Source organism: Bacillus sp. Au-Bac7, from assembly GCF_021341655.1.
In the GTDB taxonomy this organism is placed as follows: domain Bacteria; phylum Bacillota; class Bacilli; order Bacillales; family Cytobacillaceae; genus Niallia.
In genome coordinates this window covers 37,876-62,671 of record NZ_JAJTTG010000008.1, presented here as the reverse complement: position 1 = coordinate 62,671, position 24,796 = coordinate 37,876, and the positions used below count along the sequence as shown (strand labels likewise).

At 38.5% G+C, this 24,796-nt stretch carries 23 protein-coding genes and 1 other annotated feature; of the genes, 5 read left to right on the top strand and 18 right to left on the bottom strand.

Annotated features, from left to right (window positions below; all coding sequences use genetic code 11):
* Positions 1-42: 42 nt before the first annotated feature.
* From LXM54_RS19990 to LXM54_RS19935, 12 genes are all read right to left on the bottom strand, one after another.
* On the bottom strand, positions 43-1,869 hold the full coding sequence (locus tag LXM54_RS19990) for an ABC transporter ATP-binding protein (protein WP_233316997.1): 1,827 nt from the start codon (positions 1,867-1,869) through the stop codon (positions 43-45).
* On the bottom strand, positions 1,862-3,589 hold the full coding sequence (locus LXM54_RS19985) for an ABC transporter ATP-binding protein (protein ID WP_233316996.1): 1,728 nt from the start codon (positions 3,587-3,589) through the stop codon (positions 1,862-1,864). The genes LXM54_RS19990 and LXM54_RS19985 overlap by 8 nt, the downstream gene beginning before the upstream one ends.
* A 33-nt stretch (positions 3,590-3,622) precedes the next feature.
* Positions 3,623-3,988 (bottom strand): hypothetical protein, encoded by a 366-nt coding sequence (locus LXM54_RS19980; protein ID WP_233316995.1) that lies wholly within the window; start codon positions 3,986-3,988, stop codon positions 3,623-3,625.
* Positions 3,989-4,817: 829 nt separating this feature from the next.
* On the bottom strand, positions 4,818-5,492 hold the full coding sequence (locus LXM54_RS19975; protein ID WP_233316994.1) for an SOS response-associated peptidase: 675 nt from the start codon (positions 5,490-5,492) through the stop codon (positions 4,818-4,820).
* A gap of 83 nt (positions 5,493-5,575) precedes the next feature.
* Positions 5,576-6,757, bottom strand: a complete 1,182-nt coding sequence (locus LXM54_RS19970) for a pyridoxal phosphate-dependent aminotransferase (protein WP_233316993.1) — start codon at positions 6,755-6,757, stop codon at positions 5,576-5,578.
* 205 nt (positions 6,758-6,962) lie between these two features.
* Positions 6,963-7,640 carry a zinc metallopeptidase gene (locus LXM54_RS19965; protein ID WP_233316992.1) on the bottom strand — a complete coding sequence of 226 codons (678 nt, stop codon included), beginning with the start codon at positions 7,638-7,640 and terminating at the stop codon, positions 6,963-6,965.
* 21 nt (positions 7,641-7,661) lie between these two features.
* Positions 7,662-8,714, bottom strand: coding sequence for a hemolysin family protein (locus LXM54_RS19960; RefSeq protein ID WP_233316991.1), 1,053 nt, complete (start codon positions 8,712-8,714; stop codon positions 7,662-7,664).
* Between the two features lie 44 nt (positions 8,715-8,758).
* Positions 8,759-10,090 carry a hemolysin family protein gene (locus LXM54_RS19955; RefSeq protein ID WP_233316990.1) on the bottom strand — a complete coding sequence of 444 codons (1,332 nt, stop codon included), beginning with the start codon at positions 10,088-10,090 and terminating at the stop codon, positions 8,759-8,761.
* A gap of 42 nt (positions 10,091-10,132) precedes the next feature.
* On the bottom strand, positions 10,133-10,522 hold the full coding sequence (locus tag LXM54_RS19950; RefSeq protein WP_233316989.1) for a MerR family transcriptional regulator: 390 nt from the start codon (positions 10,520-10,522) through the stop codon (positions 10,133-10,135).
* A gap of 206 nt (positions 10,523-10,728) precedes the next feature.
* Positions 10,729-11,181 carry a helix-turn-helix domain-containing protein gene (locus tag LXM54_RS19945; RefSeq protein WP_233316988.1) on the bottom strand — a complete coding sequence of 151 codons (453 nt, stop codon included), beginning with the start codon at positions 11,179-11,181 and terminating at the stop codon, positions 10,729-10,731.
* A 179-nt stretch (positions 11,182-11,360) separates the two neighbouring features.
* The gene (locus LXM54_RS19940) at positions 11,361-12,779 is read right to left on the bottom strand and encodes a right-handed parallel beta-helix repeat-containing protein (protein ID WP_233316987.1); all 1,419 of its coding nucleotides are present in this window, start codon (positions 12,777-12,779) and stop codon (positions 11,361-11,363) included.
* Between the two features lie 72 nt (positions 12,780-12,851).
* Positions 12,852-13,154 (bottom strand): hypothetical protein, encoded by a 303-nt coding sequence (locus LXM54_RS19935; protein WP_233316986.1) that lies wholly within the window; start codon positions 13,152-13,154, stop codon positions 12,852-12,854.
* A gap of 253 nt (positions 13,155-13,407) precedes the next feature.
* On the opposite strand from LXM54_RS19935, the gene LXM54_RS19930 reads away from it, so the two are divergent.
* Positions 13,408-13,899 (top strand): hypothetical protein, encoded by a 492-nt coding sequence (locus tag LXM54_RS19930; protein WP_233316985.1) that lies wholly within the window; start codon positions 13,408-13,410, stop codon positions 13,897-13,899.
* Positions 13,900-14,337: 438 nt separating this feature from the next.
* On the top strand, positions 14,338-15,759 hold the full coding sequence (locus LXM54_RS19925; RefSeq protein ID WP_233316984.1) for an NAD-dependent malic enzyme: 1,422 nt from the start codon (positions 14,338-14,340) through the stop codon (positions 15,757-15,759).
* 50 nt (positions 15,760-15,809) lie between these two features.
* On the opposite strand, the gene LXM54_RS19920 is transcribed toward LXM54_RS19925, so the two are convergent.
* The 4 genes from LXM54_RS19920 to LXM54_RS19905 form a co-directional block, all read right to left on the bottom strand.
* On the bottom strand, positions 15,810-16,757 hold the full coding sequence (locus LXM54_RS19920; RefSeq protein WP_233316983.1) for a cation diffusion facilitator family transporter: 948 nt from the start codon (positions 16,755-16,757) through the stop codon (positions 15,810-15,812).
* A 157-nt stretch (positions 16,758-16,914) separates the two neighbouring features.
* Entirely contained in the window at positions 16,915-17,316 is a 402-nt protein-coding gene (locus LXM54_RS19915; protein ID WP_233316982.1) for a hypothetical protein, read from the bottom strand.
* 105 nt (positions 17,317-17,421) lie between these two features.
* A complete protein-coding gene (tyrS, locus tag LXM54_RS19910) occupies positions 17,422-18,672 on the bottom strand; it encodes a tyrosine--tRNA ligase (protein WP_233317078.1) in 1,251 nt (416 codons plus the stop codon).
* A gap of 43 nt (positions 18,673-18,715) precedes the next feature.
* Positions 18,716-18,928, bottom strand: a binding site (T-box leader).
* 4 nt (positions 18,929-18,932) lie between these two features.
* Positions 18,933-19,418, bottom strand: a complete 486-nt coding sequence (locus tag LXM54_RS19905; RefSeq protein WP_267913446.1) for a MarR family transcriptional regulator — start codon at positions 19,416-19,418, stop codon at positions 18,933-18,935.
* A 214-nt stretch (positions 19,419-19,632) separates the two neighbouring features.
* On the opposite strand from LXM54_RS19905, the gene LXM54_RS19900 reads away from it, so the two are divergent.
* Positions 19,633-20,403, top strand: coding sequence for an SDR family NAD(P)-dependent oxidoreductase (locus LXM54_RS19900; RefSeq protein ID WP_233316981.1), 771 nt, complete (start codon positions 19,633-19,635; stop codon positions 20,401-20,403).
* A 56-nt stretch (positions 20,404-20,459) separates the two neighbouring features.
* On the opposite strand, the gene LXM54_RS19895 is transcribed toward LXM54_RS19900, so the two are convergent.
* A complete protein-coding gene (locus LXM54_RS19895) occupies positions 20,460-21,425 on the bottom strand; it encodes an NAD(P)H-dependent flavin oxidoreductase (RefSeq protein ID WP_233316980.1) in 966 nt (321 codons plus the stop codon).
* Positions 21,426-21,627: 202 nt separating this feature from the next.
* On the opposite strand from LXM54_RS19895, the gene LXM54_RS19890 reads away from it, so the two are divergent.
* Entirely contained in the window at positions 21,628-21,948 is a 321-nt protein-coding gene (locus tag LXM54_RS19890) for a HesB/IscA family protein (RefSeq protein ID WP_233316979.1), read from the top strand.
* 50 nt (positions 21,949-21,998) lie between these two features.
* Here the strand turns inward: LXM54_RS19890 and LXM54_RS19885 are convergent, their stop codons facing one another.
* A complete protein-coding gene (locus tag LXM54_RS19885) occupies positions 21,999-22,763 on the bottom strand; it encodes a MerR family transcriptional regulator (RefSeq protein ID WP_233316978.1) in 765 nt (254 codons plus the stop codon).
* 318 nt (positions 22,764-23,081) lie between these two features.
* Between LXM54_RS19885 and LXM54_RS19880 the strand changes: the two genes are divergently transcribed.
* Positions 23,082-24,497 carry a hypothetical protein gene (locus LXM54_RS19880; protein ID WP_233316977.1) on the top strand — a complete coding sequence of 472 codons (1,416 nt, stop codon included), beginning with the start codon at positions 23,082-23,084 and terminating at the stop codon, positions 24,495-24,497.
* Positions 24,498-24,796 lie beyond the last annotated feature (299 nt).

Below are 24,796 nucleotides of genomic sequence, written 5' to 3'. Positions count from 1 at the left end.
AAAGACAGCACTCATCATGTGCTGTCTTCCTTACTCATTCTATTAAATTACCTTTTTAAATTGGCTAGTATACAAATCATAATAGAAGCCTTTTTGTTCTACTAGCTCATCATGGGTGCCACGCTCGATTATTTCGCCGTCTTTTAGTACAAGAATCTTGTCTGCCTCCCGAATTGTACTAAGCCTGTGGGCAATAACAAAGCTGGTCCGTCCTTTCATAAGCTCGCTCATAGCTGATTGGATCTGCATTTCAGTTCGTGTGTCTATACTGCTTGTTGCTTCATCCAGAATTAACACAGCAGGATCTGCTAGTATGGCCCGGGCAATTGTCAACAGCTGTCGTTGACCTTGACTTAAGTTTCCTCCTTCTGCTGTCAGAACTGTGTCATAGCCCATTGGCAGTTTACGGATAAATCCATCTGCATTGGCAAGCTGTGCCGCTTGTTCCACCTCTTCATCTGTAGCATTCAGGCGGCCATAGCGGATATTTTCCCTAATAGAATCAGAGAATACGTACGCATCCTGCAATACTATCCCTAATTTGCGGCGCAGACTGTCTTTGCTGATTGTTTGAAGCTCTGTTCCATCTATTAAGATTCTGCCATTGCTTATCTCGTAAAATCTCGTTAATAAGTTAACAATGGTTGTTTTTCCTGCACCTGTCGGCCCAACTAAGGCAATCGTATCACCAGGCTTTGCAGTTAAAGTGATATTCTTTAATATGGAGTGTCCCTCTTTATAACCAAAAGAAACGTCCTCAAAAATGACTTCTCCTGTCAAATCCTCTACAACTTTGACAGGTTGCTTTTTGGTATATTCTGTTGGAGTATCAATTATTTCAAAAACACGCTCCGCTCCTGCCACTGCTGATTGAAGCATATTGAATTGGTTTGCTACTTGATTGATTGGATCGTTAAACTGCCTTGAATACGAAAGAAAACTAACAACCACCCCAATTGTAACCATGCCTTCAAGGGCCATCCAGCCGCCTGCTGCGGCAATGATTGCAAAGCTAGCGTTTTTCATTACATTCATGACAGGGCCCATAAACCCTGAATAGATTTGTGCGCGGATAGATGCCTCGCGAAGCTTTACATTAATGTCCTGAAACTCTTCCTTCACCTTTTCCTCCCGATGAAAGACTTTAACTGCCTTCTGTCCAGAAATAGTTTCTTCTATATACCCATTTAGCTCTCCTAAATGCTGCTGTTGGCTAGTGAAGTATTTTCTCGTAAATTTAGCAATTTTTGATGTCAGGAACATGACAATTGGAATTGTTACAAAGCTTAACAATGTCAATCCAATATTAAGGCTAAGCATAAAGCATAATGCACCGATCAGTGTCATAATGCTGGATATTAATGTTGTAAAGCTTTGATTCAGCGTATTTGATACATTTTCCATATCATTTGTCGTTCTGCTCATCAATTCTCCATGTGACTGTCTATCAAAAAAATGCAAAGGCAGCTTTTGAAGCCTGGCGAACATATCTTTGCGCATTGCAAGTACTGTATATTGAGAAACAGCTGCCATGAAATAAGATTGAAGCCAGGTAGCAATAGAGCTGCATATATAAACACCAAGCAAGCCGGCACAAAACCAAACAAGGCCGTTTACGTCGCGAGTGATGATATATTTATCGATTGAAACACCAATTAAGTAAGGACCTAGCAGGTTTAAAACTGCTGTTGTCATTGTCAAGAATACAACCAGCACTAATCCTTTCCGTTGATGACCAATATAGCGCCATATTCTTACCAATGTTTCCTTCATATTGTTTGCCCTCTGAACTGGCAAGTTTCCGCGGAAATGCTTCTGCCCTCCTAACCCCATCTGTTGAGGAGGCATGTTTGTTTTGCGATCATTCATAAACTACTTCCTCCTTTCCCAGCTGGGAGCGGTATATTTCCTGATACACTTCACTAGTTTTCATTAACTGTTCATGCGTGCCTTCTGCGGAAATCCTTCCATCCTCCAGGACGACAATTTTATCTGCCTCCATTACAGAAGAAATACGCTGAGCAATGATGAAGGCAGTGCTATGTTCCAGCAATTCCCCTAGTGCTTTTTGTATGCGGGATTCAGTTCCCAAATCAACTGCACTTGTACTATCATCTAGAATCAAGATTACGGGGCGAACTAACAGCGCTCTGGCGATCGAAATCCGCTGTTTTTGCCCTCCAGACAAATTCATGCCTCTCTGGCCAAGTACAGTATCATATCCATCTGGCATAGTCATTATAAATTCATGGGCACATGCTGCTTTCGCCGCTAATTCAACTTCAGCTTGTGTTGCAGCCGGTTTTCCATAACGAATATTATCCCGGATTGTGCCGCTGAACAGGATGGACTGCTGTAAAACTACACCTACAGATGTCCGCAAATGTTCCAGTTTAATATGACGAACATCTGTGCCGTCAATCATAACCGTGCCGCTTGTCGCATCATATAATCTCGGAATTAATTGCACCATTGTAGACTTTCCAGAACCAGTCGCCCCTAGAATGGCTACAGTTTGGCCGGCCCTTGCAACTAAACTGATGTCCTTTAACACTTCAGATTGTCCATCATAGCTGAAAGATACGCGGTCAAAAGTTACTTCCCCCTTCACGATTGCTTGCTGGTCTGCGTGCTGATGATCCACTAAATCCAGGTCTGTATGGAGAACTTCTTGAATGCGGTCTGCTGACACCTTTGAGCGGGAAATCGTAATCATCATCATGCCAATCATCATCACAGCAAACAACACCTGTGTCACATAGTTAATAAAGGCAATAAGATCGCCCACCTGTAAAGATCCGCTCCACGTCTGATGTGCTCCAAACCAAAGGATAATAACTAGGCTGAAATTAAGAATGAGCATTAACACAGGCATATTGAAGGATACAATGCGAGCTGCCCTGACTGCATTATTTGTATAATCCTCGTTTGCTTGCCCAAACCGGTTATTTTCAAAATCAGAGCGTACAAACGCTTTAACTACTCGAATACCCATCAAATTTTCCTGGAGGACAGTATTAACCTTATCCAGCTTTTGCTGAACTATATTATAGGTAGGAAAGGCTTTTCGAATAAGCAGATAAAGAATAATAAATAAAACAGGAATAGTTGCGGCAAATATTAACGCAAGCTTAAAGCTGATAGTAAATGCCATAATAACACTTCCAATCGTCAAAAGCGGTGAGCGAATGCTGCGCAAAACCATCATCACAAACATTTGCAGCTGGACTATATCGGCCGTCAGCCTCGTAATTAAACTGCCTCCTTTAAACTTATCCAAGTTTTGAAAAGAAAAGCTTTGCAATTTATCAAAAACTACTTTTCGCAAATCGGTGGCAAAATTCATCGATGCCGTACTGGAAAACACCGTACAGCCTGCACCGCCAATCAAACCGATAAATGCGACAAGAATCATCAGCCCGCCAGTGCGCTGAATTGTCTCTAAATCCCCTTTCATCACACCCTCATTGACGATTTGCGCCATTAAAAATGGCTGAAGCAAATCCATCGACACCTCCAGCACCATAAACAGTGGTGCCAGTATGGTTATTTTCCAGTATGGCTTCAGAAAACCCATTAATTCCTTCATAGTACCTCCCCTTTAAACAGGAAACGGACTGGATTATTCCAATCCACTCCTATCTTCCTCATTTAAAGATTCCTCCCCTTTATGCGGATTGGCTTCTTCTGTCTGTATCTTTGCATCGCTAGTGTCATTCACTTCATTTTCTTGAATTTCAAAAAGCTCAGTAAACTCATTAATAACCATATCAATCGCTTTCAATTCTCCGACTAGGATCGGTTGAATAGACTGAAATTCAGGAGCTTCAAGCTGCTGCTTTATGGTAGAGCGTTTTAATTTCATCATCTCCAGAAAGGCAATAGCTCGGCCGCGGCGGAATGTTTTCGCGCCTTTATGTCCTTTATTCTTCCGCTTATGATGTTCACCATGATGATAGCTATCTTTCATAAAATGCTCGTTTCTCATTGTTCACCCTCCTTGTATACATATGTATACATTTTGTTTCTATATTTAATGTATACATTCGTATACAAAATGTCAATATTCTCTAACTCGTTTGAAGAACAAAAAAACAGTATCCTATTTAGGACACTGTAAAAAGGAGGAGTACCATATAAAAAAGAATTAGCATTCACCAAAGCTGTAAGGGGAAAAACTGATAAAATTAAAATAAGTGTGCAATCGATTAATTGTATACTGTGCTATGTCATCAAGAGGGTCTTAGTACAACAGCAGACATAAACAACCAAACTTTTTCATTGAAAAGTATGTTAATGACTTACCGTACCTTTTTTTGCTACTGCCGTAAAATAATCTAAACCTAATCCTAGAAATTAAGGAGATGCTAGAACCTTTATTACCGCTCTGTTTATTTGCCTGTAAAGCCCCTCTAATCATGGACATGCTCGGAAGCCGAAAAGCCTACTATAGGAATGGTTGAGTATAGACTATTCGGCTCATTCCCTGTTTGTAATGCTGTAAATATGAAGGTGATTGTAATAAGTATGGAAACTACCTAATTTGATAAGCAGCAAGCACTCTGATTATTTAACGAAAGTGCACTTTCAAACAGGAAATAACATATACAAATAAATCTGTGGATCCTCTATCCTTCCACGCTTTTTTTAATTCATCAATGTGCATTCCATTTCCCCTGACAAATTCACCTTAACAATTCCTCATAAATATTTATATACTTACTCGCATTTGTTGCGATTATTGTCAAATTTTATGGGACTTTCACTTTGAATGCCTGTAGTATTTTTTCATTAATTTTATTCATGTCATTAATTTGTCACTGACTATTAAACGGGATGGCCAATTCTTCCCCTTCATTTTTTGGTGAATTGACAAGGGTTGAAACCTCATATTTATCCATTGCTTCTGCACTATATGGTACAAGTAGCTGCTTTAATTCGTTTATGTTACTGTTCTTCGGGTTCATCCAATAATCATAATCTTCCTGCTTCAAAATAACCGGCATTCTATCATGAATATCTTCTGTACTAGCATTTGCTTCTGTTGTTATAATGGTACAAGTAGCAAGAGGCTTCGTTCCATCTGCTTTTTTCCAAACCTCAAATAAGCCAGCCATCGCAAATGGCCGCCTATCTTTCATGACAAACCGAAAAGGCTGCTTTTCACTCTTTGTCTTTTTCCATTCATAGTAACCGTCGCAAATGATTAAACATCTTCTTTTTTGAAAGGCATGTTTGAATGAAGGCTTTTCTTCCAGGCTTTCCATACGGGCATTGATTAGTTTATAGCCTATTTTTTCTTCCTTCGCCCAAAAAGGGACTAGTCCCCATCTTAAGTAGCTCCCTATCCGTCTTCCATTGTTATATCCTATTGCAAGGACATCCTGCCCTGGAGCAATATTATATCTGGGCGTAAGCTCAGCAGAAAACTCAAAATCAAATTCTGCTTGTAATTGGGACAGCTCACTTACTAATGAATATCGACCGCACATCAGGCTCCACCTCTTTTGCTTTTTTTATAGTTTAGCCTAAATAACAGAATAGAGACATGAAATCTTCATGCCCCCACACCTTACTAATTTGTCTTTCTTTCTTCTGTAAACAGATCTTGAACAAACCTGTCAATCCGGTCAAATCCTTTATGAATATTTTCAACAGATGACGCATATGACAGCCTAACATAACCTTCTCCCATACTGCCAAAGCAATCGCCAGGTGACACAACTACGCGCTGTTCGTTAAGCAGCCTTATAGCAAACTCATCGGAAGTTAAGCCTGTTTCTTTTATGTTCATAAAGACGTAGAAAGCCCCTTTAGGCATTACACAGGATATCTTATCTATTTTGTTAATACGCCCCACCATGATGCTTCTGCGCTCCTTATATTGCTCATTCATATAAGCATAAGCTTCAGTCGGACCTGTCAACGCTTCGATTGCTGCAAATTGAGCTGGTGTATTTACACATGACAGCATAAATTCCTGGATTTTCTGCATTTGAGCAATTATTGGCTTCGGTGCGAGACAATAGCCGACGCGCCAGCCTGTCATAGCATAGGATTTAGAAACAGAGTCAATGATGATGGTTCTTTCTCTCATGCCCGAGATTCTCGCTATATTAAAAAAAGGCTCGTCATACGTCAAATATTTGTATACCTCATCAAAAATAACATATAAATCATGTTCAATCGCCACCCGAGCAATCATTTCCATTGTTTCCTTGCCTGCGACAGCACCTGTCGGATTAGACGGGGAGTTCAGAATTATTGCTTTTGTCTTAGCTGATATCGCTTCTCTCAGACGCTCTTCTGTAAAGTTAAAACCTTCTTCCTCATAAACAGGCACTGTAACAGGCACAGCATTATTCATCTCAATCATGCCAAAATAGTTCGTATAGCATGGGTCGCTTACAATCACCTCATCACCTGGATTGGTTAAAATAAACAAAGATAAAGACAATCCTTGCATACCGCCAACAGTAATAAAAATTTCATTAGCAGGATCATAGCTGACTTTATCGAAATTCTCAAAGTGTTTGCTAACTGCTTCACGCAAAGGAAGTAACCCAGAGTTAGGAGTATAGTGGGTTTCGCCATTATCCATTGCTGATTTAGCAGCATCTATTATGTTTTTCGGGGTATCGAACTCTGGCTCTCCAATAACAAAACTGACCACATCCTCTAGCCCTTGTGACAGCTCATACATTTGTCTTACTTTTGCTGCTTTAATTCCTTGAACCTTGGTTGATAACTCCTTCATACTTTTTTTCCTTTCCGAATAGAAGCATTCTATGTATATTCTTTATTTTCCAAATATTCAATTTATTAAATTCTACCATATTCATAATTAATAATTAATATTTATTTTTGAAACGAAGAAATACATACCTTTTTTAAGTCATGAGTTTGGCCGCTTAATAGGGCATAAAAAAGAGGCACCTATTAGATAGGTGCCTCCTGATTAATCAGTCTTCATCTCGCTGCATTCCAGTATAGATTAAAATCAAACGAATCAGCTCCAGAACAGCAACTGCTGCAGCTGCAACATATGTCAATGCTGCTGCGTTTAGCACTTTCTTCGTTTCTCTTTCTTCGTCATTGCGAATAATACCAAGGGAAACGACCTCATCCATCGCTCTGTTAGAGGCATTAAACTCTACAGGCAATGTCACAAACTGAAATAATACCGCTGCTGCCATGAATACAATTCCAAGAAGTAATAAATTGCTCATGCCTGCGATCATTCCGATTAGAATCAAGATCCAGGAAAAGTTACTGCCGATATTCGCTACAGGGACAAGAGCGTGACGGAATCTTAAAAACGCGTAGCTTTGCTGGTCTTGAATCGCATGGCCGACCTCATGGGCTGCAATCGCCGCTGCTGCCACTGAATGGCCATGATAGTTGTCAGAAGATAAGCGGACAACCTTAGAGCGCGGATCATAATGGTCAGATAATACTCCCCTTGTTTCCTCAATAGAAACGTCATACAAGCCGTTGGAATCAAGAATTCTTCTGGCTACCTCTCTCCCGGACATTTGGGATGACGCTGTTACATTAGAATACTTTTTATAAGCGCTTCTTACTCTGAATTGTGCCCATATAGGGACAATTAGGATAATCAAAAAATATATGATAAACATACTGCTTCTCCCTTCCTAAAATTATTTAGCTGGAACGGCTGCTTCGATTAAGTCATCGCCGATTTCTCCGACGATTTCTTCTAATATGTCTTCCATCGAAACAATACCTGCTGTTTTGCCGTTCTTATCTTTTACAATCGCTAAATGTGTACTGCTTTGCTGCATTTTTAATAATGCATCTTTAATTGGTGCTGTCTCTTTAAAACTAGGCAGTGAATGGACAACAGAATCCATTGTCAGCTTCCTGCCTGCCACAACACTTGTAAGCATTTCTTTTGTGTTAATAAATCCGATATATTCCCCTTTATCTGTAACCGGATATCTCGTATATTCATACTGATCTAAAACAGTTATTATTTGATCAAAAGGCATGCCTTTTTCAACTGAAATAATTCTCTCTTTCGGTATCATAATATCCTTCAAAATCCGCTCATCAAAGGCAAAGATATTTTCCAGGTATTCAAGCTCTGTTCTATTAATTTCTCCGCTCTCATAGCTTTGTGTAACAATGAGCTTCAATTCTTCCTCTGAATGGACCGTCTCATGCCCAGCTGGTTTAACCCCAAACATACGCAGGAGAATGCGGGAAGATCCGTTCAATGCGGAGATAATTGGCTTTGTCACTTTACCAAACCAGTAAAGAGGCGGTGCAAGCATAAGTGTCATTTTTTCAGCATATTGAATTGCCAATGTTTTAGGTGCAAGCTCTCCTAATACTACATGGAGAAATGTAACAATTGACAGGGCAATAGCATAAGACAGGACAGTGGCTAATGCTTCTGGAACATTAAACCTTTCAAATAAAGGATGAAGCATCTTCTCCACTGTAGGCTCTCCTAATGCACCAAGTACTAGGGCAGTAATCGTAATACCCAGCTGACAGGCTGACAAGTAAAAATCAAGATTCTGTGCAACTTTTTTCGCGATATGAGCCTTTTTATTACCCTCTGCAATCAATTGATCGATTCGTGACATCCTTACCTTTAATATCGCAAACTCCGCACCAACAAAAAATGCAGTCAATCCGATAAATACGGCCACAAGAAACAAATTCAAAACTATTAATCCGTCCAATTCATGCGCTCCTATTTTTAAAAGTTTTCATGCTTAGTAACTGATCAGTTGAGGACCATTTCGACATCATCAGTTGATTCCGTTTTAGCAAGTGTAACCTGTTTTATTTGATAATTGTCCATCTCAGTGACAGTCCAAACATACTTTCCATATTCAACTTGGTCGTCTAATTGAACATTATCAACTAATTGGTATTGCATCCAGCCACCGATTGTGTCAATTGTTTCTTTTTCTTCAAAGCGGATGCCGAATTGATCTTCCAAATCTTCCAGCAACACACGGCCGTTGACTAAATAACGGTGTTCTCCAATGCTTTGAATATCTTCCACTTCATCAGCATCAAATTCATCTCTTATTTCGCCGACTAATTCCTCAAGGATATCTTCCATTGTCAGTATTCCAGATGTTCCTCCATACTCATCAATAACCAATACCATATGAATTCTTTCCTTTTGCATTTTATACAAAATGTCCTGTATGCGAGTAACTTCCAGCACAACTGGCAGTTCACGGATAAATTCATTTAGCTGACGGTTTCTTCCTGTAGCCATATTGGCTAACATTTTTTTTATGTTTACCATACCGACTATATTGTCTTTGTCTCCGTCTAATGTTATTGGATAACGAGTATAGTTAAATTCATCAAGAACTTTTATGATTTCTTCCCGGTCCATATTTTGGTCCAATGTAATTAAGGATGTTCTCGGCACCATGATATCTTTAGCAACACGTTCATCAAACGAGAAGACATTCTCCATATATTCAAGCTCTGTCTCGTTCAATTCACCGCCCTGATAGCTTTGCGCCATAACAATCTTCAGCTCTTCCTCTGAGTAGGCATGCTCGTGTCCGGCTGGTTTTACTCCGAATACGCGCAGTATTCTGCCAGATGCTCCATTTAGTGCCCAAATAAACGGGTACATTACTTTACCAAACCAATACAATGGACCTGACAGCATTAATGTCAGCTTTTCTGGAAATTCAATAGCTAATGTTTTCGGTGCCATTTCACCAACAACGACATGGAGGAAGGTTACAAGAATAAATGCGATTGCATAAGAAGCAATCGAGGATACCGACCCTGGCACATTCAACAAATCAAAAATAGGATAAAGAATTCGCTCTACAGCCGGCTTTCCAAGGGCACCAAGACCTAGTGCCGTAACGGTAATACCAAGCTGGCAGGCGGAAAGATAATAATCGAGATTGCTCGCCACTTTTTTAGCCATTACTGCTTTTTTGTTCCCCTCTGCAATCAGTTGATCAATTCGTGACAGACGGATTTTAACGACCGCGAACTCTGAGCCGACAAAGAATGCCGTAAGCACGATCAATATTGCAAGTATGAACAGATTTGTAAGAGTAATTATGTCCAATCAATTCCCTCAAGGTTGAGGGATTCACCTCCGTATGAATAGTTATAACAATGTTAACAGCGTCATAATTGCTGTCATTTTTGGTTCAATTCTTTTATAAACCTTCATTCTTTCTTCTGGAGGCACATTTTTTAGTTTTTCTTCCAAAAGGGAAAGTTTCCTTTGCAAGCAGTTTATTTCATCTTGAACATCGCAAATAATCGGTTCGATGTCTCCAGAAACATCTGACTTCAAGGCTTCCTTTATTTCCTCCATCGACATCCTTTGCTGCTTCAATAGCTTAATTCTTTCCAATGTTTCAAGGACGTTCTCTGGATATAAGCGGTAATTAGAAGAAGACCGTTGTACCTCCAGTAAACCAATTTGAGAATAATAATCTATTGTCCGTGTTGACAAACCACTTAATTCAGCCACTTTTCCGATACGCAGCAACGCCTTCCCAAATTACTCACCCTTTCCGTTCATTATTTATATATAATATATCATAGCAACCAGAAACTGTACAGTATAACGTTATGGTTTAAGTTTTCCCCAACAGCTTCTATACTAAACTTTTCTGGCATATGCTTTAAGATTAATTAAATTAAGCCTGCAGGCATTATAGACTGCCTGCAGGCTTTAGCTGTATTTTGTATTGCTTACTCTACATATTTATTCTTCAGCTGATCTGCCCCAATTCCGCCGACAAGCATCAAAACTAATGGTAAAAACGATACGATTCCTGTTGGTATTCCTTCTAAACTTATAGCTGTCCCACCGAAATGATTTAACAGTAAGATAATTAATTTTGCAACCAACAACAGGACACCAATGGAAAATATACTTTCAAAAAAAACCTTCCATTTCGGGTGGGCAAGCTGCTTGCTGTCTTTAATAACTTTATCCTTCAATTCTTTATCGCTCCTTAACAATTCATCAATTGTAACGCCAAATAAATCACTAAGATGAATGATCATTTCAATACTGGGATAATTCTTGCCTGTTTCCCACTTTGAAACAGACTGACGACTTACATGAATTCTTTCTGCTAAATCATGTTGAGACCATCCCTTTTTCTCCCTTTCCTTTTTTAGTCGCTCACTAAAAATCATCTTATTGTTCGCCTGCCTTTACATTTTTTATATTAATGCGATAAGTCATAAAGTAAAGATACTTCTATGCGCACCAAGGCGCAACTAATGGTTGCTCCTTGATATTTATGGTGAAAATTCTCCTATACAGCGAAAAAAGGTTAATGCATAGTAGTTCTACACATTAACCTTAACATCATCTATTCTATTATATTCTTAACTGGCGAGTCAGACGTTAATGTAAAATCACCATTTTCTGGATCCGCAAAACCAAGATCAAGTATGCTTGAATTACTGTCACTATCTGCTGCTGTTTCGAAGGAAGCGAGGCTAGTATATTCCTCATCCTTCCAAACCCAGATTGTCTCCTTATCCTCTTCTAGATGATATACATTGCTTGAAAGGGTATTGCTGCTGTTCGCGGTAAAATAATTAATGATAAATAGTCCATTTTCACTTGAAGAGAAAACATTCTTCTCGATTTTATTACTGCTCGTATCATGCTGCAGCATCAGCTGACCGCCATCCAAACCTTTTGTATCATTTTTATACAAAATATTTTTGGCTATCGTAGAGTTTTTTGTACCTCCTCTTTCTGTATCATAACCGCCGATAGAGATGCCTGTATAATTATTTTCATATACAGTATTACTTGTAATATCAATATGGACGGCATATTTTTTATGATGCTCAGAGGTTGCTTCGATTCCAAGGTCATTATGATGCACAATGTTATGATCAACAGTAATGTTACGGCCGCCATCAATATAAATTCCGCCAGCACTGTAATCTTCCCCATATGCAGGGTTGCCGTAGGAACTATTATTATAAACAATATTGCTTTCAACAGCTCCGTTTCTAACGTAATCATTTTCCTCGCTAGTGCCTTCATAACCAATCATATCAATACCGATGTTGTCATTATCTCTTACAGTGTTATGAGATATTTGAAATCCATCAATATTTCCATTAAGAACTAGTGCTTCACTTGCACCAAGCTTCAAATTTTCCACGAGATTATCTTTTATTGTTATGTCCTTCATTGCCTCTGTTGCATAAACAGCAATTCCATGGCCATTGCCCTCATCATGGAATGTCTCAATATTTCGGACAGTGTTATTCTCAATCGAAATATGACTGCTGTTGCCAGTAACGTATATACCTATAACCGTTTCATCTGCCAGCTCTGTGGAGAGATTAGTAAACGTCAGGCCTTTTATTGTAATATAGCTTTTATCATTAATGGAAGCGAGGGCTGTGTCCTCCTCTGCATCATCCATTTTTTCTCCGCTTATAATAACTTCTTCGCCGTTATAGGCCTGAAAAACAATCGGCTCTGTTTTTGTTCCGCTGTGGTTCACCTGTAAAGACTCGTAATAAGTCCCTCCGCGGATATATACAGTTGTGCCGGGAATTGCTGCTTCACTTGCCTTTTCCAATGTTTGAAAAGGTTCTTCTATGCTACCGTCATTCGCGTCATCCCCATCTTCTGCTATAAAAAATGACTGTTTAGTTGCTGCTATCTTGATCTCTTGTTCTTCTGCATCATCTCTTTGAAGGTAAACAAAAAGACATACAGCAATGCCGATAATTGCAAGTATTACTAATAACTTTTTCATGATAACGCCCTTTTCTTTTATATATACTTTCCCTCTTATATTGAGGGAAATGCAGCTGCTTGGCAAGGGAAGTCATATAGGTCCATCCTTGCTCAAGATACTGGTAAACCATTTTGTTAATTTCGGCAAATATAACAGCAGAAGAACGGATCTTGCTAAACTAAAAAGGATAAAGGCAAGCCACAATCCGTGGTTTCCCCAAGCATGTGCTGCAGGTAACAGAATCAGGAAAAAGAGCAGAACGGCGCCTATCATCGAATTTTTCACATAACCAACTTCAGTAGCTCCCGTAAAAACTCTAACAGCCCAGTCCAACTGGTCCGTACTTGCTAAAAGAATTATTCCTAAAACGAATGCTGTTATGTATTTGAACATGCTGCTAAAAGCAGTACTAAAATGACCGCCATGAGCATAAAAATATTTTTATTTAACACCATCCATTTCACGTTAATAATCACTTACTCTTGCTTTTTAAATAAATAAGAACCATTTCGTTTTATGTTCTCTATCATATTTTAATTATGCTTAGTTGTAAATAGTGATTATTACGGTTTGTAAAAAATATGAACTCTATGCTTTGTTAACAAGCAACAGAAAGTCTTTTTTTTATTAATTGGAGGGAATAAAAATGGTTAAATTTTATTTTTTTCAAGGCATTGTCACCAATATATCTGATTTTCCAACCAGCCAAAATAATGAGGGGAACGGTTGTCATAAAATTTTTACCGTTGAAGATCATACAGGGTCCATCGTTCACTTCGTCATCGCCCCATCCACTTATTTTATTGACCATTTAATCGTGCAGCCTGGTGATCGGGTAACTGGATTTTATGATGGTAATGCTCCTGTCCCCCTTATTTATCCCCCCCGTTATGAGGCCATTGCTATAGCAAAGGAATTACCATATCAAAATGTGAAAGCAGACTATTTTAACAGCCAATTAGTCAGCAGTGACGGAACCTTGAAATTAAATATTGCTTCAAGCACCCAACTACGCTTAAAAAATGATCAGCCTTTTACAGGGACGCTTATGAACCGAAACCTCATTGTCCTTTATGGAGCTTCCACTAAAAGCATTCCAGCCTTAACAACTCCTTACAAAATCATTGTTTGGTGCTAATCTATTGATTTCATAGCAACCAGCCTGTTTAGTTAAGTTGAACAGGCTGGTTTTTACTTTTAAGGAAAAGGAATCAGGATATTGCGCCAAAAAGCAGCATATACCTAAATGCAGCATTTAAATCCTTCCTTTTTTAGGATATCAATTGCTTTTTATAAGCGCTTACATTATTATTTTAATGAAAAGAAAGCAGTTAATCTCGTCCCTTCTTTGCCTTCCCACTGACATTTTATAACACTTCCTAAGAAGGCCTTGTTTCATAGAATGGACAATGAATAGGAAGGGAGATGATTATATAACTTAAGGCCTTTTACTGAGGTTTCCTGCCTCATCTAAGGTTTGGATATACAGTATCCAACATTTTGATCATAACAACCATGTTTATTACCATTTATTTATGATGTAGATACTTAATAATTGTTAATGGGAGTGGATGAAATGTCTATACCGAGCGGGGCAAGCATGAACATTATTATTCGGATACAGTTAGAGACTAGCATCATTTCTTTAGGAGAAATTGTTAATGTAATCGGAGATGCTGATGGAGATATTATCGGTCTTGACGTCATCTCTTCCAGTAAAACAAATACAGTTCGCGATATTACAGTGCGAGTACATAATAATGATCACGGGCAAAAGGTAGTCAGTAAGATTTCCGAATTGGCTGGAGTTCATATTGTCAACGTCTCTGACAGCACCTTCCTTTTGCATTTAGGTGGCAAAATTGAAATGAAAACGAAAGTGCGGATTAAAAACCGTGATGATTTGTCAAGGGTTTATACACCTGGTGTAGCTGCCGTCAGTGAAGCAATACATGCTGACCCCAGCAAGGTTTATTCTCTCACCATGAAAAGCAATACGGTCGCTATCGTGACAGACGGTACAGCTGTCCTTGGTCTCGGTGATATAGGACCAGAAGCGGCAATGCCGGTAATGGAAGGTAAAGCAATGTTATTCAAGCAGCTGGCAAATGTCGATGCATTTCCGATTTGCTTGGATACGAAAGACACAGAAGAAATTATCCAGATTGTCAAAGCTCTTTCCCCAACATTTGGAGGGATAAATCTTGAAGACATCGCTTCTCCTCGCTGCTTTGAAATAGAGCAACGCTTAAAGAAAGAGCTTAATATTCCTGTCTTCCACGATGATCAGCATGGCACAGCTGTAGCTATCTATGCAGGTTTACTTAATGCCTTGAAAATTGTGCAAAAAAATGTAAAGGATATTAAAGTTGTCATCAATGGCATCGGTGCAGCAGGAATAGCTTGTACAAAAATTCTTCTAGCTGCAGGTGTGCAAAATATCATTGGTGTTGATCGCAATGGTGCGATTTACCGCGGTGAAGGCTATACAAACTCCCATTGGCAAGCATATGCGGAAATGACTAATCCTGACAACCTTCAAGGCAGCCTGTCAGATGTTATCGGAGGTGCAGATGTTTTTATCGGAGTTTCTGCACCTAGGGCTTTAAAAGCCGAAGATGTCCAAAAAATGGCCAATGATGCCATCGTTTTCGCAATGGCCAACCCAATCCCTGAAATTGATCCTGATATAGCAGCTCCTTATGTAAGAGTGATGGCGACAGGCCGCTCGGATTATCCAAACCAAATTAATAATGTATTATGCTTCCCTGGTATTTTCCGCGGAGCATTGGATTGCCGGGCAAGTGAAATAAATGAAGCGATGAAATTAGCAGCTGCTGAAGCAATTGCTTCAACGGTTTCAGATGAAGAATTAAATGAATCTTACATTATTCCTTCTGTTTTTAATAATACTGTTGTCGATAAAATACGTGACGCTGTCGTTAAGGCTGCTGTCGATACAGGCGTTGCAAGAAAAATCCCTAAGATTAGTAAATAGTTACAAGTAAAACTCACCAAATGGTGAGTTTTACTTCTTTTTAGCATAACTCAATGATGGTGATGAACATGAAGCGGCTTATTTTTAGCCTGACAAAGGATAGCATTATCATGACGGTGAGACGCAGTTTCTAATTGGATTGTCACATGAGAAATCCCCTTATGTTCCAGTTCATGTTCAATATTGCGTAAAATCGCTTCACTTTCCGCTACCGTAAGCTGACTGTCTACAACAGCATGACAGGACAACGCATGCATTTCACTGGTAATCGACCATATATGCAAGTCATGAATGCCTTGAATACCTTCTGTTTTTTCTATATCTTTAATAAGTTCCTCAACATTTACCGACTTTGGTGTCCCCTCCATTAATACATGAAGGGCATCCTTCAACACAAAGTAACCGCTTCTTAGAATCAAGACTGCTACGATGACACTTGCAAGGGGATCAGCCCAGCCCCATCCAAACACCATCATTAAAATGGCTGCTATTATCGCCCCGACACTGCCCAGCATGTCACTTATCACATGCAGGAAAGCTCCTCTCATATTTAAGTTATGTTCGGTATCTCCGCCGCGAAACATGATCCAAGCTACGACCAGATTGACCAGCAATCCAATAATGCTGATAAGGAGCATTCCAGTTGTTGCAACTTCCGGTGGATTAGCAAAACGAATGATAGCCTCGTATATAATATAAAGGGAAATAAGCATCAAGGTAGCACCATTTATCATGGCCGCAATTATTTCAAACCGCCTAAACCCATATGTGTTGCTGTAGCTTGCTGTTTTCTCTCCTAATTGAAAAGCAAGAAGCGCAATTACTAATGAAACTGAATCACTTAACATATGTCCAGCATCTGATAACAAGGCAAGACTGTTTGTAAGAAAGCCGCCGACTGCTTCAATAATCATGTAACTCGTAATAATGATAAAAGATATTAACAACACTTTTTTATTCGAATTGTGAGCGTGTCCATGACTATGGTTATGTCCCATTTTTCATTCCCCCTTAAGCTACATTATGCCGCTAAATTGTTTTTACATAAGCATTTTATTTTAATATTGTTTATATGAACATATATTCATATATAGAATACATTTATATATACCGTAAGTCAAAGGTATTTTCTATGTTTTCCCCCTTTAGTCTCATTTAAAACATTATTAGCTGGGACAATAAATTTGTCCATTTTTCTGAGACAATATAAATCGTATGGGAGTCTCCTTCCTTCATTAATGTGCTTTGTTGCCCTTTTTCACCAACCCAAACATAAACATTTGCAGTTTGATCATTTGCTTTTATATTAATGCGGTATTCTGCTGATGTTAAATTAACAATGCCGTCCTTTTTAATGGCGTGAGAAAAGATAGCTTGAAAGTCTTGCAAGGAATCTTGGTCCTTGATAAGAAGTAAGTTTTTGCTATCAGCAAGCTCCGAAACTGTAATGGTTAAGTCACTATTATCCCATTGAATAGCTAATCCATCCGTTTCTTTTTGACACCCTGTTAGTGAGACAATTACGAATACTAATAACAAAAACCATATCTTTCTCATAATAAGCCCTCCATTTCTTTCTATTACATTAGACTTACAGAAACCATTAATTGTTACATATGGAAAAATATTAAAAGGCGCGATTTGAAATCGCACCTTTTTCTGTTACTCACCAGTAATTATTTTCACAAATTTGCGTTTGCCGACTTGAACGATTAAACCAGCGCTAACGGTTACTTCAAGTTTTGTATCTTCTGCCTTAATATTGTTCAGCTTGACTCCTCTATTTTCAATCATTCTTCGTGCTTCGCTTTTAGAGCTTAATAATTGAAGTTTCACGAGCAGGTCAATCAGTGGAACTTTAGATTCTCCATCCCATGTAATAGTTGGGATATCTTCCGGCATAGCGCCCTGCTGGAAGACGGATATGAAGTGCTGCTCTGCTTTTTCAGCTGTGTTAGCACCATGGTACATCCTGACAATTGTTTTAGCTAGGAGCATTTTCGCATCTCTCGGGTGAAGGCTGCCTGACTCTAACTGACCTTTTATTTCTTTCATTTCTTCGGGTTTGAAATCTGTTATCAATTCAAAGTATTTACTCATTAATCCATCTGGGATGGACATCGCTTTACCGTACATTTCCGTCGGGCTTTCGTCAATGCCAATGTAGTTTTTCTTTGATTTGGACATCTTTTCAACACCATCGAGCCCCTCTAATAATGGCATCAGTAACGCCACTTGCTTTTCCTTCCCAAACTTCTCTTGAAAATGCCTTCCCATTAAAATATTGAAATGCTGATCTGTTCCGCCCAGCTCAATATCACATTCCAACATAACAGAATCATAGCCTTGCATTAACGGGTAGAAGAACTCATGCAAGGAGATAGGTTTATTAAATGCCATTCTTTCTTCGAAATCATCTCTTTCCAGCAATCTTGCCACCGTAATTTTTCCTGCTAATTGTATTACATCTTCAAAGTCCAGCTTAGAAAGCCATGCTGAGTTGTAATGCAATTCAACCTTATCCATATCAATAACCTTAGCAAATTGCTCAAAGTATGTTTTGGCATTATGCTTGACCTCTTCATCAGTCAGTTGTTTTCTAGCAATCGACTTCCCTGTAGGATCACCGATCTTACCAGTAAAGTCACCAATAATTAGCTGGATTGTATGACCATTTTCCTGAAATTGTCTCATTTTATTAAGGACGACTGTATGTCCTAAATGTACATCAGGAGCAGATGGGTCCAATCCTAATTTTATTTTCAGCGGTCTATTTTCCATGATTGACCTTGCTATCTTACTTTCCAGCTCTTCTGTTGGGATTATCTCTTGCACCCCTTGGCTGTATATTGCCATTTGCCGCTTCACTTCATTTCGTTGTCCTTCTGTCAGTTGCTCTATCAACTTTTTCATCATGATTCCTCCTAAATGAAAATATAAAAAAACCACATCCCAAAAAAGGGACGTGGTTTCTTGCACGCGGTACCACCCTTATTGAAGAACTTCTTCGTCCTTCCACTTAAACGATTAACGGATCGCCCGTTCTTTGCTTTCACAAAGACAGCTCCAGGAATGTAATTCGTGTTATCTATGTGTCGATTCGCACCAGCCACCGACTCTCTTTAAACAGGGAGATAACTACTACTAGGTTTCCTTTCATTGCTTTTTCCATATTAAAAATTATTTTTACGGATTACGTTACGAAGTAAACTTGACATGTTTTTTTGCTCTTCTACTGACATATGTGCAACAATGTCTACTTCACCAACATGAAAGCGTGGATAAAGCTCCTCCATTACTTGCTTTCCCTTGTCTGTGATTGCCACATAAGTAATTCTTCTATCTCTGATGTCATTTTTCCTATAACAATACTCTTTTTTTTCCAATGTTTTTGTAATATTGCTGATTGTGGCTTTCGAAACGCCGTTTGATTCAGCTAGTTTCTTTGTCTCAATGGACTCCCATACCCATAAATCATAAAGCATGGAAAACGCTGTCCAAGACAGACCATATTCAGACAGAACTTGCTGCTCCATCTTATTTTTTAATCCTTGTGCAACTCGGTAAATATTAGTAACAACAGCAATTGCATCAAGATTTAAAGACTCAATCGGAATTTTAGTGATTCGATTGATGGTGTCCACTTCTTCAGGAAGCAATTCCCCTTTATCATCAAATGAGTATATACCGAACCACCTCTTCTCTTATAAATTTTCAAAATCATTAGCTTTGAAACGATATTATCAAATATATAAATTGAATGCAATATATTTTTATGTTTCAGGCAAAATTAATGATTAGCAACCCGAAAAGCTTTATAATGAAATATAGGTTATTAAAAATAACCTTTTTTTAATACAGGAGGGAATTGGGATGAATTTTTCTGAAAAAGTAGTTTTAATAACAGGGGCTGCTGGCGGAATCGGTATTGCTGCAGCTAAGAAGTTTGCCGCTGAAGGAGCAAAACTTGCATTAGTTGACCTAAAAAAAGAAAGCCTTGCAAATGTAGCTGCAGAGATTAGTAGCGAAGATATCCTGCTTTTAGAAGGTAATGTTGCGATTGAAGAAGATGTGAAAAACTTTGTTGAAGCGACGAAAGATCATTTCGGACGAATTGATGTTTTCATTAATAATGCTGGTATCAATGGCAAGTTTGCTAACTTGGTGGATCAAACAGCAGAGAACTTCGATGCTGTTATTAATGTTAATTTAAAAGGTGTATTTTATGGCCTTAAATATGTGCTAAAAGTGATGAATGAACAAAAAAGCGGAGCTATCGTAAATACAGCTTCAAACGGCGGGCTTCTTGGAGCTCCAGGTATGGGTCTGTACGTTGCGTCTAAACACGGGGTAATTGGCTTAACAAAAACAGCAGCGCTTGAGGGTGCTCCATATAATGTGCGCGTAAATGCAGTAGCTCCTTCTGGAGTTGATACCCAAATGATGCGCTCTATTGAAACTAATGCAATGCCTGGCAATGAGGGGAATGCTAAAGAGCAATTTGAAGCTTCTGTTCCAATGAACCGCTATGCAACAGCAGAAGAAATTGCTAACTTAATGGCATTCCTGGCTTCTGAAGAAGCATCCTTTATTTCCGGTACTTATTACCGAATAGATGGTGGACAAGGTGCTACTTCAGCTTAATTAAAGTAAAGAAGGGATGCCACACCGGCATCTCCTTATCTTTTGCTACGATTCCTTTACTGCTTAAATAAACTTTGCAAACGTTCTGTTCCTGCTGTTGCGTCTTCCACCATTGTATGGATCAATTCCTTGACTGTCGGCACATGATGAATCAAGCCGATTACTTGGCCAGCCCAGGCAAATCCATTTACTGGATCGCTCTCATATATAAACTTCAAATTAGCTTTCCCGCTGATAGTATCCTTTAACTCTTCATAAGCAGCCCCTTGCTTTTCCCTTTCTATGATATTCTGTGTATAGTCAGATTTCAGCACCCTTCCAGGAGTCCCAAAGGTTCGTTTTATAACAACGGTATCCATCTCCGTTCCTGCCACAAGGGCATCCTTATAAGATTTCACTGCATCAACACATTCTGCAGTCGCAATAAAACGCGTACCCATCTCAATTCCTTGTGCTCCCAATGCTAAAGCAGCTAAGAATCCTCGGCCGTCTCCTATTCCTCCGCTTGCGATGACAGGAATAGACACAGATTCAGCAACCCGCGGTATGAGAACCATTGTGCCAATATCATCCTTGCCTATATGCCCTCCACCTTCCTGACCAACTGCTATGACAGCAGAGGCACCAAGCTGCTCTGCTTTCTTTGCTTGTCTGACAGTCGATACTAGTACTAGCGACTGAATATTTTCCCCTTTAATGCGGTCTAAAATAGGCTGTGGATTGCCTCCGGTGATAGAAATAATCTCTACTTTTTCCTTAATTGCTGTCTCAAGAAGCTCCATATATGCTCCATTATAGGATCCAATTGCAAAATTGACTCCAAAAGGTTTATCCGTCATGCTTCGTACCTTTTGAATTTCCTCCTGCAATCTCTCTGGCGTAAATAAAGTCATGGCCGTTATTTGACCAAGACCGCCAGCATTTGATACTGCTGCAGCAAGCTCTGCATTTCCTAAGTATGCCAAACCGCCTTGAATAATCGGATATTTAATATTTAATAAATCAGTGACTGTTGTTTTCATATTGTATTCCTTTCCATCATAAATTACATTGAGTTAAGCATATCATAGTTTTACCGGTCACCTATATCTCCATGTTTTAGTATCTTTGTATGGGGAAGATTAAAAAGAGCAGCTAAAGGCAGAATATTTTATTAAGCAATCCTTTCATATTATAATTAACACTGTATACAATTACTTGTTTCTCTATGAAGGAGCGATTTCTATGAAGGTTACCATTACAGATAATGCTGCAGCAAAATTGCGCGCGTATGACCAGCCAGAAGGTGCAGCATTTAAATTAACAAGCATTTTTAGCGGAGGTTGCAGCTACACATACAATTATGATCTTGCGATTGATCATGAGAAAGACGAAGATACAAAATTTGAGGATAATGGCGTTGTTCTTTATTTAGATAAGATGACGATAAGTCATATCAATGAGGATTTAAAGGTTGATTATGTAGAAGGTCAAGGTTTTCGCTTAGTAGGTGCCAGCCAAATTTATACTTTTAGATTAGATGTAAAGAATAAAGTGCAAGCCTAAAAAACAGTGGGATTAAAACCCCACTGTTTTTCGCTAAGGAGAATTCCTCTTTAACTGTTACCACCTGCCATACTATATATTATCGCTTCGTGCAGCCACTTCTCTTCTGCTTCGGTAAAAGGGGAAGGCGCCATCTCCTCCAACTCATCAATATTGATGCTTTCAAGGTCAACTTCAGCTAGCTTTTCTATGACATCCTCCCCAATAAAAGCAAAAGATGATTGTAAATAAGCGGCAACCATTTGTTGCACTTGAGGATCATCTACAGGTCTTCCATAAAGTTCCTTTAAATCTTTTGCCATTTGGATAAAGCTTTTATCTAAGTCTGCTGTTTCTTTCTCTGATTTTTGAAACAGGCTTTCGCCTATTTCAGCTAACTGGTTCTTTTCCATCCATTTTTTTTGGCGGTTCTCTATTTGGATTGCTTGAATTAGAGTAAATAATAAGCTGCTGTCAACCTCATCCTCTTGTTTAAGCAGAGCAGCAATCCTTTTTATTGCTTTAATAGACAATTCAAGTTTTTCTTTTTCTTCTTCCAATGCTTGAAGATGTAACTGCAAAGTTTCATTCAAGCTCACCGTAAAGCTGGATTCATCTAATAAACTTGCTGCTTTCTCAAGACTGTACCCTAAAAATTTTAAGCTTATTATTTTTTGTAGGGTTATAATATCCTGTATTTTATAAATACGATGACCAGATATCGCATGCTTTTCTGGCTTTAATAAGCCTATTTCATCATAATAATGCAAGGTGCGCACAGATATGCCAGTTTTAGCTGAAAATTCCCCAATCGTAAATTGTTCTTTCCCTGTCATTTACATACCTCCCATAAAAAGTATATTTTTATTATAATTCCTAACGTTACTGGAGGTTCAAGAGAAAAAATAAATTAAATATTGTCTTAAAATATCTACTCTTGAGTGAGACAGGAGTTAGTGTGTATAATAAAGTGGGCTAGACTATGTCTGGCCTGCTTTTTTTGCAGGGCAGCTGCCTCCATACAATTATTTGCTCTTCTTTTTTATACATAATCATCACATATGAGAATCGGACTTTCTCTTTAAATTAAATTGAGGTGAGCAAACAAAGCAGTTTATAATATAGATATGGGAGCAACAAAGGAGTTGGTATTATTGGCCTTACCAAAAAACTATCTAGTAGACGCAACACTTGAACGGTTGGGAACATCCTTTTTGGATTTATATAACAGCAAAATCGGCGATGATGTTAGAGAATTTTTGGCAGTCATCTTCTTCGAGGAACTGATTGAGCCTGAAACCGGCAGACAAAGGAACTTAAAAGAACTACGTTCTCATTATTATCGAGATAAGTTCAAAAGGACGAAGAAAAACTGGTATTCTGCTCTTATTAAAAGCATTAATAAAAAAAGCAAGAACCCTAAGGAATTGATGGCTGAAGTTAAATTCATCCATGAAGGTATTGAAAAAGGATTTATTGACTTAGTGAATAACTATCATGTCACCGATATAAAAGACTTGATTGCAGACCGCTTAAGTGAAGTTGATAAATGGGTCAATGATGATACAAAACTCTTATCAGATTACAAATATATTAAAGACAAAACGAAAAACCAAATAAAAAACACGTTAAAAATTGATTCTATTATTACTGTAACAAGCCTTGTTATTGAAGAGTTCGGCGGTGACTTTAACCGAATTGTCAAAGAGGTTAACGACTTGTTCAGTGAGCTTCCTTTACCAGGAAAAACAAGCAGAACAAAATTTATGGACTTTCATGAAGATCCAGCAGTCGAAAATAGTGTAACAGCCGAAATATATGAAGATGGCAATCTGTCCATCCGAACACTGCTCGGCAAAACTTTAACAGAAGAAAAAAATTCAATTGCATTAACTCCGATGGATTATGAAATATTCAATTTTATTCTTTCCAAACGAGACTATGAATTTGTGGAAAAACAAAAAATATATGTCGATATCGGAGACATTGTAAAAAATATGTACTCCTCTAGGGGTGTCAAAGAATATAAACGTATTAGAGAAAGACTGGAAAAGCTAAAGCATCTAAGCTTCGATATTAAAGCAGATGATGGAAAAAAATACATCTTTGACCTCTTTGATCATATTACTTATTTAGATGAAGCGGAAACGAAAGCAGAGATAAAGATAAATGAATTTATGCATCAGCGCTATATAGATAATCAAGTGACGAAAATCTATAGTGATAAAATCCAAAATTTCCAGCTGGAAATCTCAGAGAATATTGTCTTCATATTACAGAAAGAGCGATTTGCAAAGAGCTCCCTTTCTGATGACTCGATCGACGGGAAAAAATCAGTTGCTTATCCCCTCGCGTTTTTTACTAGACGGCTTAGATTACCGACGAGAAAAAAAGACGCTTTAGCTAAAGTTGAAAACTCTCTGCATGAGCTTGTGGACAACCAAGTGACGATAAGAAGCTTTCGCCGTGTTAACGATGTATTTCACATTGAATTCCTGCCTATCACCGAACATGAAGCAGAGGATTTAATTGACGCTAAACATCAGAAAGTTTTATTCCTTGAAACATAATGAACACCCCAATTAGTGAATAATTGGGGTGTTTTTGCTTTATAATAGTACCATTTATCATGAAAAAGCATTTTTAATTTGGAGCAGATACAAAATAGCCCCAATTTTTTTCACCATTTTATCGTGCTTTTTTCTTAAAGCTAATATCCCTAATTTTTTTCACCATTTCTTCGTGCTTTTTTGGGCAAAGAGCTTTCTCAAACAAAACAGCAATTTTTTTTCACCATTTTGTCGTGCTTTTTTTTCAAAAAGCTTCTATTAATTAAATCCATTAAATTTTTTCACCATTTTATCGTGCA